At 49.3% G+C, this 13,995-nt stretch carries 9 protein-coding genes and 2 pseudogenes; 6 read left to right on the forward strand and 5 right to left on the reverse strand.

The window, feature by feature from the left end:
* Window positions 1-157 precede the first annotated feature (157 nt).
* From DW033_RS00890 to DW033_RS00910, 5 genes and pseudogenes are all read left to right on the forward strand, one after another.
* Window positions 158-562 (forward strand): annotated as a pseudogene (locus DW033_RS00890) (Arm DNA-binding domain-containing protein); the annotation flags it as partial.
* A 278-nt stretch (window positions 563-840) separates the two neighbouring features.
* Entirely contained in the window at window positions 841-1,665 is an 825-nt protein-coding gene (locus tag DW033_RS00895; RefSeq protein WP_122382300.1) for a serine protease, read from the forward strand.
* Between the two features lie 484 nt (window positions 1,666-2,149).
* Window positions 2,150-2,497 (forward strand): annotated as a pseudogene (locus DW033_RS00900) (helix-turn-helix domain-containing protein); the annotation flags it as partial.
* A 58-nt stretch (window positions 2,498-2,555) separates the two neighbouring features.
* Window positions 2,556-2,870, forward strand: a complete 315-nt coding sequence (locus tag DW033_RS00905) for a nucleotidyltransferase domain-containing protein (RefSeq protein ID WP_005862799.1) — start codon at window positions 2,556-2,558, stop codon at window positions 2,868-2,870.
* On the forward strand, window positions 2,867-3,274 hold the full coding sequence (locus tag DW033_RS00910) for a HEPN domain-containing protein (RefSeq protein ID WP_122382301.1): 408 nt from the start codon (window positions 2,867-2,869) through the stop codon (window positions 3,272-3,274). The genes DW033_RS00905 and DW033_RS00910 overlap by 4 nt, the downstream gene beginning before the upstream one ends.
* Window positions 3,275-3,287: 13 nt before the next feature.
* Here DW033_RS00910 and DW033_RS00915 read toward each other — a convergent pair whose 3' ends face one another.
* Window positions 3,288-4,193: a glycyl-radical enzyme activating protein gene (locus tag DW033_RS00915; protein WP_122382302.1), complete on the reverse strand. Its 906-nt coding sequence runs from the start codon at window positions 4,191-4,193 to the stop codon at window positions 3,288-3,290.
* Between the two features lie 3 nt (window positions 4,194-4,196).
* Entirely contained in the window at window positions 4,197-6,629 is a 2,433-nt protein-coding gene (gene hypD, locus DW033_RS00920; protein WP_122382338.1) for a trans-4-hydroxy-L-proline dehydratase, read from the reverse strand.
* A 345-nt stretch (window positions 6,630-6,974) separates the two neighbouring features.
* Here hypD and DW033_RS00925 point away from each other — a divergent pair, with 345 nt between their 5' ends.
* Window positions 6,975-9,422 (forward strand): ABC transporter permease, encoded by a 2,448-nt coding sequence (locus DW033_RS00925; RefSeq protein ID WP_122382303.1) that lies wholly within the window; start codon window positions 6,975-6,977, stop codon window positions 9,420-9,422.
* A 74-nt stretch (window positions 9,423-9,496) separates the two neighbouring features.
* On the opposite strand, the gene xylE is transcribed toward DW033_RS00925, so the two are convergent.
* From xylE to DW033_RS00940, 3 genes are all read right to left on the reverse strand, one after another.
* The gene (xylE, locus tag DW033_RS00930; RefSeq protein ID WP_122382304.1) at window positions 9,497-11,044 is read right to left on the reverse strand and encodes a D-xylose transporter XylE; all 1,548 of its coding nucleotides are present in this window, start codon (window positions 11,042-11,044) and stop codon (window positions 9,497-9,499) included.
* A gap of 96 nt (window positions 11,045-11,140) precedes the next feature.
* Window positions 11,141-12,469, reverse strand: coding sequence for a xylose isomerase (gene xylA, locus DW033_RS00935; protein ID WP_121956782.1), 1,329 nt, complete (start codon window positions 12,467-12,469; stop codon window positions 11,141-11,143).
* Window positions 12,470-12,504: 35 nt separating this feature from the next.
* Window positions 12,505-13,989, reverse strand: a complete 1,485-nt coding sequence (locus tag DW033_RS00940; protein ID WP_005862812.1) for a xylulokinase — start codon at window positions 13,987-13,989, stop codon at window positions 12,505-12,507.
* Window positions 13,990-13,995 lie beyond the last annotated feature (6 nt).

The following is a 13,995-nucleotide window of genomic DNA, read 5'->3' on the forward strand; positions in this document are numbered from 1 at the left end:
GTAGGAAGAATAGCGAAATGCGCTATTATATAGTGAGTTACTAACAACTCACGCAACAATTCCGGTAACGGATGAAAATTGCGCCGTTCCTCTGCGATTTGCGTATCGACGAAGGACTCTTCACCGAGTAATTTTGAAACCAAAAAAGTTCAGAACGATGAAGAGTACATTTTCAGTTATCTTCTACCTCAAAAGGCAGGTAGTGAAGAAAGACGGGACAGTGCCCGTCATGGGTCGTATCACAGTGGACGGAAGCCAGACGCAATTCAGTTGCAAGCTGACCGTCGATCCCAAGTTGTGGGACACCAAAGGCGGACGTGTCACGGGCAGAAGCACGGCGGCACTCGAAGCGAACCGCCTGCTTGACAAGATGCGGGTGCGTATCAACAAGCACTATCAGGAAATCATGGAGCGTGACAACTATGTCACGGCGGAGAAAGTCAAGAACGCCTTTCTCGGACTTGAACACCGCTACCATACGCTGATGCAGGTGTTCAGCCAGCACAACGAGGACTACGAGAAGCAGGTGGCGGCAGGCATGAAAGCCAAATGGGCCTTGCTTCATCAGTCTAAACGGTAGTTTAGGCGTGAGGCAAAGCCCTTTTCTTCGCTTATGCAGATAGTCGGCACACTATCGTATATAATCGCTTTTACGGAAAGAACATGTAGTAAGTCAAAAATGAGTAGATTTTATCCTCAATCTCCTTGAAATAGTTCATAACAAATTTGTGGTTAATTCGTAATTATAATCCACAAACTGCCATTTTGTCATAATAACTTATCAAGTCAATATTGGCACATTTTTTGCACCATTTTTAATAAACTATTTATATATCAATTATGGCTTTAATTCCAGATATTTATAAAAATGCTGTTGTTTCAATTGGCATAAAAAACAATAGTGGAGCTACCAACTGGATTGGTACAGGCTTCTTAGTTGTTAGGCAGATTGACAAGGACGGATACATTCCTTTCCTTGTTTCTAATAAACACGTTTTTCAAGGGGAAAAACGTATAGTTTTCAAAATGAAAGAGCAGGGCTCAAACAATTGGGTTGAGGTTCCAGCTGATCTATCTGAAGCTGATGGTTCAACTAAATATGTCATTCATAATAATCCTGCGATAGATATAGCCGTCTTACAACTCGATGGAGATTTTATAAATAGGAACAATCTTGAATTTCCGGCATTCGACATTGATAAAAATGCGATGAGCTCTTCGGAATTGTTGGAGAATGGCTTTGATGATGGATCTTTTATTTATATGCTTGGCTTCCCAATGGGCTTAGTTGTTAAAGGGGCGTCTCGCCCAATTTGTCGTATGGGCTGTATGGCTAGAATATGCTCCGAACAGATATCCGAAACTAACAATATCTTAATTGACATTCAAAATTTTCCAGGGAATTCTGGATCGCCGATAATATCAAAGCCTGAATTGGTTTCGATTACAGGAACCAAAAATCTAAGCCGTAGCCTACTGGTAGGAATAGTACATAGCTACATTCCTTATAATGACACATTGAGAAGCAGCCAAAGTGGGGAAATCGTAGAAATACGTAAAGAAAATAGTGGCTTGGCTTATGCTCATCCCGTAGAGTATATCCGCGAAATAATTGACCTCATTCAACCAACAGTACAAATTGAAGGCTCTACCACGACAGCATAAGAAAACCTCTGAAAATCCGTAAAAGCACCTCTGCGACATAAGCACAAAAGGAATGGGCCTTGCTTCATCAGTCTAAACATCGTTTAGGCGTGAGGCTAAGCCCTTTTTTTCGCTTATGCAGATAGTCGGTACACGTTTGTTCAAACTTGTTTGGGCAATGGTGTACCGACGAATATCAAATTGCTTTTACGGGAAATCCCGCTAAATTAAGGTGAAAAAATCAGGGAGATTTTGTCTTAATCTTCCGTTTTATTTGTACTTTTGTACTTGAAGAGTTCTTTGAAGGTTACGCAACGCACAGAAGTATATTGAAGGAGATAATTCTCTTATTCGTAACCTATTACCATAATGAGCAAATAACCTATGCTCTTTTTCAATATCTTAGACCTTTTTCATAACATCGATATGCAAATATATGGAAAAAAAACAAATTAACGCCCTGTCGCCTGTAAATATTCCATACGTTTGATCAAATAAGCCGTATAATATGCCGATCGAGGTGAAGAAGAGCCGGCAAGAGGAGTTGTTCGCAGCGTTCATACAAACGCTCGCCTTACATCATAAGCAGGAACGATCGGTAGCTTTCTACGCCGGGAAATTATGTGTGACTCCCAAATATTTATCTCTTTTGGTAAAGAACGTCAGCAACCGTACGGCCGGGGAATGGATCGATAATTACGTTGTCTTGGAGGCGAAGGCGTTATTATCCTCCTCCACCCTTTCCATCCAAGAGATATCAGACCGGCTAAACTTCGCCAACCAATCCTTCTTCGGTAAATACTTCAAGCAACACGTCGGGATATCGCCTACGGAGTATCGGAAGAAATGGTAATAATCAGAAAAATAATTATCTTTGTCTCACGACAGAAGTCATTTAATGAAAAGATAAAATGAAACGAACAGAAATTATAGATCAGATAAAAGATATCATGCGCCGGATAGCTCCCACGGCACAAACTATCTTATTCGGTTCGGAAGCACGTGGAGACGCTCGGATTGATAGCGATATCGACTTACTCATCTTGATAGACGGAGAGAAAATGACTTTGGAACGAGAGGAAGAAATTACTTTACCCTTGTATGAGCTGGAACTAAAGACAGGCGTAAATATCAGCCCCATCGTCATGTTAAGAAAACTCTGGGAAAACCGTCCCTTTAAAACTCCTTTCTATATTAATGTTATAAACGAAGGTATTATATTATGAAAGAGATTCTAGATGAAGAAAGTAAGAACGCATTGATTAACTATCGAATCCAACGTGCTTATGAGACATTGAAAGAAGCTCAAGTGATGATGCGTGAGTCTTTCTATAATGCTGCCGTTAATCGCCTCTATTATGCATGCTATTACGCAGCGGTTTCCCTGCTATTAAAATATGATCACCAACCACAAACACATAATGGAGTTAAGACTATGCTTGGATTACATTTTATCTCTACCAGAAAGCTTCCTATAAAAATCGGGAAAATATTCTCGACTTTATTTGAGAAAAGACATAGTGGAGATTATGACGATTTTGTTTATTGTGATAAGGAAATGTTGGATAACTTATATCCACAAGCCGAATTATTCATTCATACAATCAACCAATTATTGAAAGAAGAATAGTTCCCAAAGAGAACTATCCTCCGATCAACGCGGTTATCCCGTAGGAGGCGAATTGATCGATGCACCTTTGCAGGACTGCTTCGGAAGGGGTGGATAGCGGAAGGTGCCCGGGGTTGTAGAGGGTTCCTCGCTTATCGTGCTTACCTTTTCCGACGTCGTGATACGGGAGGAGATTGACGACTTTCCGCTCCCACGGCAAGGAGGCCAAGAAGATGGCGGAACGGGATATATTCTCCTCGTCCGCATTGACACCCTCGATCAAGGGGATGCGAATGAGGAAGTCCATCCCGGCCTCGGCGATCATCCGAAGATTGGAGAGGATACGCTCGTTCGGGACACCCGTGAAACGACGATGGCTACCGGAATCCATATGCTTTAAATCCACCAGAAAAAGATCCGTGCGCTCCATTACGCTCCGGACGGTATCCGGCGAGGCGAACAAGGTCGTATCCACCGCACGATGGATTCCCAACGCTCCGCAACGATCCAGCAGGGCAACCAAGTCCGATGGATGCGACAACGGCTCTCCCCCGCAGAAGGTAACGCCTCCCTCGGAGCGATCCATAAAGACCGTCTCTTTCTCGATCTCACGCATGACCTCGTCGATAGAATACTCACGGCCGGACATCTCCATCGCCAAGGTGGGACAAACCTCGGCGCATCTACCGCATGTCCGGCACAGAGACCGATCCGTGACGATACCCGCCTCCGTCAAGGTCAACGCCCCGGTGGGGCAGGCATTCACGCAGGCCCCGCAACCTATGCACTTCTTTCTCGTATACAGCTTCTCCGCCCGGGGCGAGATGCCTTCCGGGTTATGGCACCATACGCAGGCAAGCGGGCATCCTTTCATGAAGATCGTGACACGAATGCCCGGCCCGTCGTTTATGGCGTATCGTTTGATATCGAATAACAGCATGGCTCAGAAAGTCTCTTGCTCCGTACGTGCGATCACGTCCGCTTGCAAATCGGCGTTCATATCGTTGAAATAGTCGCTATAGCCCGCTACACGGACCAGCAGATCCCGGTAGTCCTCCGGACACTTCTGGGCGGCGTAAAGCGTTTCCGTATCCACGATATTGAATTGGATATGATGGCCACCCAAGGCGAAGTAGCTACGGATCAAGGAGGCCAGCTTCGAGATATCCTCCTCCCTCCAGAGCAGGCTGGGCAGGAAGCGTTGGTTCAGCAGCGTGCCGCCGCTCTTCACCTGATCCAGTTTGCCAAGCGACTTGATCACGGCGGACGGCCCGTGGATATCCGCCCCATGCGAGGGCGAGGTACCATCGGAGATGGCACGCCCGGCCAAGCGGCCGTTCGGGGTGGCTCCCATCACCTTGCCGAAGTAGACATGGCAAGTGGTGGATAACATATTCAAATGGAAACACTCCCCTTTCGTATTCGGCTTGCCCTCGATCGCGTCATATAAATCGTCGAAGACACGGACGGCGATCTGGTCGGCGTACGGATCATCGTTGCCAAAGAAAGGCGTACGGTTCAGGATCATTTGGCGCATCGGCTCATGTCCCTCGAAATTATCCGCCATCGCGTCCAACAAGGCTTCCATTGTGAAGGTCTTATCCTCGAAGACGTGTTTCCGCAAAGAGGAAAGGCTATCGGTTATCGTGCCTAATCCGGTACACTGGATATAAGTGGTGTTGTAACGAGGCCCGCAATCGTAGTAATCCTTACCCTTCGCGATACAATCGTCGATGAACAGGGAGAGGAACGTGGCGGGGGCGTACTTGGCGAACATGCGGTCGATATAGTTGCTGACCCGCACCTTCATGTCCACGAAATAATGGATCTGGCGCATGAATGCCGCATAAAGCTCCTCATACGTCCGGAAACCACGGGGATCGCCGGTCTCCAGACCGACCTTGCGACCGCTTACCGGATCTACGCCGTTATGCAGCGTCACCTCCAATATCTTCGGAACGTTCAGATAACCGGTCAACACGTACGCCTCCTTCCCGAAAGCGCCTACCTCGATGCAACCGCTGCAACCTCCCTCGCGGGCGTCACGCAGCGACTTGCCTTGCCGCATCAACTCCTGCACGTACACATCCGGGTTGAATACCGACGGGTAGCCATGGCCTTGGCGGATCACCTTGCACCCAGCACGAAGGAAACGCTCCGGCGTACGGGCACTGACGTGGATGGCGCTGCCGGGCTGGAGGATATGCAGCTCCTCGATCGTCTCCAACATGATATAGGAGACCTCGCTTACGCCATCGCTACCGTCCGCCCGGATGCCGCCGATGTTCAGGTTCGTGAAATCGTTATAGGTTCCGCTCTCCTTCGCCGTGATACCCACTTTCGGCGGGGCGGTATGATTGTTTACCTTGATGAAGAAGCAAGACATCAACTCTTTCGCCTCGTCACGGGTCAAGGTTCCGGCGGCGATTTCTTTCTCGTAGAAAGGCGCCAGATGCTGGTCGAAATGACCGGGGTTCATGGCATCCCAACCATTCAGCTCCGTGATCGTACCGAGGTGGACAAACCAGTACATCTGGATCGCTTCCCAATAGGTACGGGGAGCGTGGGCGGGAACCCGGCGGCATACCTCGGCGATCTTCCTCAGCTCAGCGGCACGGCGGGGATCTTTCTCGGTGAGAGACATCTCGTCAGCCAAGTCCGCGTGTCGCTCGGCCAGCAGGATAGCGGCGTCGCAGGAGATAGACATGGCCGTCAGTTCCTCCTGCTTGTCCGTGGCCTCGGGGTCGTTCATGAAATCCAAGGCGCTTAGTTCCCCCTCGATACGTTTCTTCAAGTCCAGCAGGCCATATTGGTAGACCTTGCCGTCCAAAGCGGTATGCCCGGGGGCACGTTGCTCCATGAACTCGGTGAACATACCCACCTCGTACGCCTCTTTCCATTCCTTGGGGACGTGGCTGAAGATGCGTTCCCGCTGGGTACGGCCTTTCCAGTACGGGATCACCTCCCGCTCGTAGGTATCGATATCTTCTTGACTGATGGTGTAACGTTGCAGCTCCCGGGTATTCAATATATGCAAGTCCTCCACGCTATGGCAGGTAAGTTCCGGGAAGGTAGGCACGGCTTTGGGGCGGGGCCCCCGCTCGCCGACGATCAACTCGTCCTCGCCGATATAGATCGTCTTCCGCTTGCAGATCTCAAGGAAGTTCAGGGCACGCAGGATAGGGATCGGATACTTCCCGTAATTCTCCTGATAGAAACGGGTCTCGATCAAGGCCCGCTCGATGGAGAGGGAAGGTTGGGCCTCGAAGGTCTGCCGGCGCAGACGTTTGATACGGTCGTTCATCCCGAAATTGTTCGCTCCTACGGAAGAGACGGTATCATGTACGCATGAATGTGTGTGATGGGTTGTATTCATAAAATTATATGTTTTATCGTAGAGGTAGGATCTATCCGCCCTCATCAAGGTTATTTTTTATTGTTACACAGGACGGGCATCCCCGCCCCCATGAGTTTATATAGGGAGAGTATCTGCTAGAGATAAAACATCAGGCAGTTGAAAAGCATCCGATAGCCTTTGTGTAACATAGCGCTTGTTTCTTTTTGAAGTATGATGGCAAAAATAAGGAAATTATTGATAATATCACAATTCATCAACAGAAAGTAACCGTTTGTCAAAAAAATAACACAGGAACGTAAATAAAGGAATAGCTTTGCTTTGTATTTCCAGATCAAAGGGTTTAAAATTAAAAGAACTTATACCATGCAAAGTACATTCAAGAACCTGCTTTATGTCTTGAGACATTATAAATTAGCGACGGTCACTAATCTTTTAGGACTTAGCTTCGCTTTCCTGTTATTCATGCTAATAAGCATACATGTCGGTCATGAATATAGCTTCGACGCTTCCCTCTTGAACAGGGAAAGGATTTTTCAGTTAGAAAACAAGCGGGATGACGGGATATGGGAGGCTAATTTCGCACGTCCACAACTCGAGCGTTTCATCGCCGCCTCCCCTTATATAGAAGCGGCCGCTATCACAAACAACCTTGTTTACTCCTCCGTACGTTTTGGGATATCAGCCAGTGAAGGACCCGACGCACGGAGCTATATGGAGCAGGTGGAACGGATCACCCCGGGATATACCAAGGTCTTTGGCTTCGAGCTGGTGGCCGGCGATACGGATTGCCTGAAACGTCCGGAAGGGACGCTGATCCCGGAGAGCATGGCCCGGAAACTCTTCGGCGAGGCAAATCCTATCGGGAAGCCGGTTTATCTGTCGGAGTTCGCCGGGGCCGAAGGCTCGATTATATATGGGCTTAGTTTTGAGCCGGCATATATCGTGGGAGGCGTCTTTCGCGATTTCCCGGAAAACACCCGGGTGAAGAATGCCCTGTATATCCCGATCATGGAGAAAGAGATGATGGAAAACTGGCATACCGGCCTTTACTATTGTTATCTGCTGATGTCGACGCCGGAATCCGCCTCTGTCACTACCGAGACCTATATGGCCGATAGCCGGGCTTTCCTGAAAAGTTTCACGATCGAGGATATGCGCCTCCGGCCCTTGTCAGATCTCTATTTCGGCCAGCCGGTCCGAGCGGACGCCGCTCCCATCGGTAATAAGCTACGGACGAATATGTTATTCTTTATCGCCATCCTGATCATAGGTATCGCCTTGGTCAATTATATCAACCTGTCGATAGCCTTGGCGCCGATACGCACCAAGTCGATCACCATCCAGAAAGTGCTGGGAAGCTCGGACGCCACGCTACGGAAGTATCTGGTCTTGGAGTCCTTGGGAATCTCGGTTGTCGCCTTCTTCCTCGCCTTGCTTTTCCTGTTATTTTTGAATAACGTGCAATGGGTCACGAATATGGTGGGGCATCCGTTGGATCTGTATGCCAACTGGAAGATTCCGGCATACACATTCTTCCTTGTCGCAGGCGGCGGTATACTGGCCGGTTTGTATCCCGCTTTCTATATCACCTCGTTTCCTCCTGTCATAGCGCTGAATAAGTCTTTTACCCTTAGCGACCGGGCCAAGAACACTCGCAAGTTACTTATAGGGTTCCAGTTCGTTATCTCGATCACGCTGATTGTCGCAGCGTTGTTCGTCTCCTTGCAAAACAGATATATAGGGAACGTGGACTTGGGATTTAACAAAGAAAACGTACTGGAGGTAAGACTAAGCATGGGGGCGGCCTTGAAAAAGGGCGAATTGTTCAAGGCACGTCTCTTGGAAAGCCCCGTTATCCGTGATGTTTCCTTTAGTGAGTTCAAATTTGTCTCGGACGAATCACGTTCTTTCATCGGGTATAATTACAAAGGCCAACATTATTATATGAGCTGGCTGGGAGTATCTGCCAATTTCCCGGAGCTAATGGATGTAAAGATGATCGCCGGAAGGAAGTTCCGGCCGACGGATGAGGCGGCGGATAACACGCAGGTCGTTTGCCTCCTTAGCGAGACGGCAGCGAGGGAGATCGCCTCGGGTCTTTCCCCCGAGAAACTGGACGACCTATCGGACTTGGTAGGGACAAGCATCACGGATAATGATATACCGGTACGGATTGTCGGTATCTTTGAGGATGTCCATTATGAATCCCTGTATAAAGAGTTACGCCCGATGGGACTTTGGACCTCGGCTAAGAATCATTACCGCCGTTCGGTGCCGGAAAGATACGCTTATGTCAAGATCGCCGGCGGAAATCCCCGGACGGCTATCGAGCATATCCGGAAGGTAACGGATGAATTGATCCCGGGTTATCCGGCCGATATCCATTTCTTTGATACGGCGCTGGAGGAGCTTTACAGTAAAAGTGGGCGGCAGGGAGCGCTGATTACCGCCCTTTGCCTGATGGCCGTCTTTTTATCTCTCGTGGGAGTATTCGGACTGGTTATCTTTGAGCTACAGGGACGGGAAAAGGAGATAGCCGTGCGGAAAGTACATGGGTCCACGGTCCGGCAGATCCTTTGGATGCTGAACTCGTCTTTCCTCCGGATCACGCTCGTCTGTTTTATTATCTCGATCCCGCTTGCTTATTACGGGGTGAATGTTTGGCTACGAAGCTTCGCTTATAAAACGCCGATCTACATATGGGTATTTTTAGTGGCTTTGGTAATCATAATGACACTGACCGTATCTACGGTTACTTTCCAGAGCTATCGGGCGGCGATGGCGAATCCGGCGTCTAAATTGGGGCATTAAGGTTCATTACGAAAAAAGGACGGGTAGATTGATCCGTCCTTTTTTACTCATATATTATCTTGTCTCAGGTTTGGTTACCGTTCCCAATAACCTTCCATCTCCTCCAGCGTCTTTCCTTTCGTCTCGGGGACAAATTTCCAGATGAACAACGCCGCCAATATACCCATCACGCCATAGATCCAATAGGCCATACCGTGATTGAACGTATCGGTCAAGTATTGATTCTTATCCAGCATTGGGAATGTCCATGATACCAAGAAGTTGGCAATCCACTGCGCCGCTACGGCGATACTCATCACCGTGGAGCGGATCGAGTTCGGGAAGATCTCGGCCAGCAGCACCCAGCAGACCGGGCCCCACGACATAGCGAATCCCGCCGTATAAACCAGCATGCAGACCAATGATCCCATACCCACCGAACGCGTATAGAAAGTAGTTCCCAAGATCAACATAGATACCGCCATGACGAGCGCCCCGATAATCATCAACGGGCGGCGTCCGAACTTATCCACCGTGAAAATAGCCAATACGGTAAACGACAGGTTCACCGCCCCTACCACGATCTGTTGCAAAAGGGCGGCGTCCGTGGCCGCTCCCATCGTCTTGAAGATCTCCGGGGCATAGTAAAGCACCACGTTGATCCCCACGAATTGCTGGAAACCGGAGAGCAGCACGCCCACCAAGATGATCAGCACGCCAAACGACCGGATCGGGAACAGCAAGGCGATACAGAAACTAGCCAACAAGGCGATCTCCAACGCATTCGTATTACCTGCCCACGACAACAACCCGTAGCCGGCCAAGAACAGCGCCAGCCAAGTCCCCATAAACCGGAAGTAAGGCTTCATCGACGGAGCTTTCTCCTTGAAACTATTCCGTATGTCCTCCAGCTCACGGCCAGCGTCCGCCCGATCCATCAAATGGCTCAAAACGCCCAACGCCTGCTCCGTACGCCCACGCATCACGAGGTAACGAGGCGTCTCCGGCACGAACATCAAGAACGAGAGGAACAATACCGCCGGAATAATCTCAGAAGCGAACATCCAACGCCAGCCGATCGTATTCAGCCAAGCAGCATCTCCTTGAAGGGCGATCGTATAATTCACGAAATATACCACCAGCATACCAAAGATAATGGCAAACTGGTTCCATGCCACCAGATTCCCCCGGCGATCGGCCGGAGCCACCTCGGCGATATACATCGGCGATACCATGGAGGCCAGCCCCACGCCAATACCTCCCAGAATACGATAAGCCACGAACGCATACATAAACGTATGATCGCCACTTCCGGGCATGCCGATAAACAGCTCCGGCCAAGCCGAGCCGATAGCGGAAAGCAAGAAAAGGATAGCGGCCAGTATCAACGTAGGCTTCCTGCCGTAACGCTGGCTGATCCACCCGGCGAACGAGGCGCCGAGGATACATCCGATCAACGCACTACTTACCACGAACCCCTCCAAGGCGTTGGCTTGATCCAACGGAAGCCCTTGCGGCTCGATGAAGAACTTACGCAAAGACTCTACCGTACCGGAGATCACCGCCGTGTCATACCCAAACAGCAGACCTCCCAAGGTAGCGACCAAGGTAAGAGCGAAAATATAAGTGTTGTTATTTTTCATGGAATAGATTTATTAATTAAAAACTGAGAATTGAGAGCTGAAAACTAGGGCTTACGCACGATAATTTTCAATTCCCAATTCTCGATCTTCAATTATTTAGATATGCAGATTTACAATCATCTCGTATAATTCCTGCTTACCGCTGATCTGTTTCGGCTCGCCGTCACGCAAAGCGATCGTACGAAGATCTTCCAGCGTAAGCTTGCCATCCTCGAATGCCTTGCCCTCGCCGGCATCGAAACTAGCGTAACGCTCGGCACGCATCTTGCGGTAGTCTGAGTTCTCAAGGATATCGGCGGCGATCATCAAGGCACGGGCGAAAGCGTCCATACCACCGATATGAGCGATGAAGATGTCCTCCAAGTCCGTAGAATTACGGCGGGTCTTGGCGTCGAAGTTCGTACCTCCGGTAGTTAGGCCACCTCCCTCAAGGATAACCAGCCAAGCCTGTGCCAGCTCATAGATATCCATCGGGAATTGATCCGTATCCCAACCATTCTGGTAATCGCCACGGTTCGCGTCGATACTGCACAACATGCCGGCGTCGGCGGCGGCTTGCAACTCATGCTCGAATGTATGTCCGGCCAAGGTAGCGTGGTTCACCTCGATATTCAAGGCGAAATCCTTGTCCAATCCATAATGGCGAAGGAAACCGATCACGGTCTCCGAATCCACGTCATATTGATGTTTCGTCGGTTCCATCGGTTTCGGCTCGATCAGGAACGTACCCTTGAAACCGTTCTTACGGCCATAATCACGGGCCATCGTCAACATCATGGCTAAATGATCCTTCTCTCGTTTCATGTTCGTGTTCAATAGGCTCATATAACCCTCACGGCCGCCCCAGAATACATAGTTCTCGCCCCCTAAAGCGATACAAGCGTCGATAGCGTTCTTGATCTGCGTGCCAGCGCATGCCACGGTCGGGAAATAAGGGTTCGTAGCGGCGCCGTTCATATAACGCTTATTGCTGAAGACGTTCGCGGTAGACCATAGAAGCTTCTTTCCGGTAGCGGCTTGATGCTCCTTGGCATGTTCCACCATCGTCTGCAAACGTTTCTCGAACTCGCCCAGCGTAGGAGCCTCGTCCACCACGTCCACGTCGTGGAAGCAATAGTAAGGAATATTACATTTGGTCATAAACTCGAAAGCGGCGTCCATCTTGTACTTCGCACGGGTGATAGCGTCCGTGCTGTCATTCCAAGGGAATGATTTTGTTCCACCACCAAACTGATCACCTCCCTCAGCACATAAGGTATGCCAATAAGCCATAGCGAAGCGCAAATGATCCTTTAGTGTTTTACCCATAACTACCTTATCCGCGTCATAATAATGAAATGCCAACGGATTTTTTGACTCACGTCCCTCAAACTGAATCTGTCCGATTCCCGGGAAAAATTCTTTCTCTCCTTTAAAGTAACTCATAATAATATATATTAAAAATGTAAATAATTCAGCCGTTAAATAGATTGTTCCAAGCGTTCTTTCCACGTCTCGAACGCCCCGCAATAAGCATTCGCCTTGAAACCGTCCGGCTCGATCACGTTGATCTTCTTCAAGGAAGCGAACGCTTCTTCCGCATTCTTGTAGATACCGGCACCAATACCGGCACCCTTGGCCGCGCCTACCGCGCCATTCGTATCATACAGTTCGATCACCGTACCCGTCACGCCCGCCAAGGCATCCCGGAAGATCGGGCTTAAGAACAAGTTCGCGTTCCCCGCACGGATTACCTGAATATCGATCCCCATCTCATTCATGATATCCATACCGTATTTAAAGGCGAACACGATACCTTCTTGCGCCGCCCTAGCCATATGGGCCTTGGTATGTATGTTGAAGTTCAATCCATGCACCGAGCAATCGATCTGCTTATTCTGCAACATACGCTCCGCCCCGTTTCCGAACGGCAAGATCGAAAGACCATCGCAGCCGATGGGAACCGTAGCCGCCAAATCATTCAACTCATTATAGTTGATGCCTTCCGGCGCTATATTCCGTTTGATCCAAGAATTAAGGATACCGACCCCGTTGATGCACAACAAGACACCCAAGCGGGTCTGCTCCGTCGTATGGTTCACGTGGGCGAACGTATTCACACGGGAAAGCGTATCGTAATTCACCTTGCCGTTCACACCATACACCACTCCGGAAGTCCCGCCGGTAGCCGCTATCTCACCCGGATTCAATACATTCAATGATAAAGCGTTATTCGGTTGGTCACCCGCACGATAGGTAACCGGCGTACCTTTCTTCAGTCCCAACTCGGCCGCGACCGAGGCGGTAACCTCGCCCTGCAAACCGAACGTCGGACGGATATCGGCGATCAGATCCTTACTGAATCCATAATAATTCATCAAATCCTCCGATAAGGCATTATTCTTGAAGTCCCAGAAAATCCCCTCCGACAAACCGGAAACCGTAGTCACGATATCCCCCGTCAGACGCATAGCGATGAAATCTCCCGGCAACATGATCTTATGGATACGGTCGTAGATATCCGGCTCGTACTCCTTGATCCAAGCCAGCTTAGAAGCGGTAAAATTACCCGGCGAGTTCAATAGGTGGGAAAGGCATCGCTTCTCGCCTATATTCTTAAACGCACGCTCACCATAAGGAACGGCACGGCTATCGCACCAGATAATAGATGGACGAAGCACCTCCATCTTCTTGTCCACCACCACCAAGCCATGCATCTGGTACGAGATACCGATCGCCTTGATATCCTCGCCTTTCACCTTCGCCTTGCTCATGGCACCTTTCATAGCGATCTTCACGTACGACCACCAATCCTCCGGATTTTGCTCCGCCCACCCCGGACGCAACGCCTTGATCGGGGCCTCTTCTTTGGGATAAAAATCCGCACCTATTGTTAACCCGGTCTCCTCATCGACGATAGAGACCTTGATGGAAGAACTTCCAATATCACATCCTAACAGACACATAATCGT

The sequence above is a fragment of the Parabacteroides sp. AF39-10AC genome (genome assembly GCF_003635405.1).
Taxonomy (GTDB): domain Bacteria; phylum Bacteroidota; class Bacteroidia; order Bacteroidales; family Tannerellaceae; genus Parabacteroides; species Parabacteroides distasonis.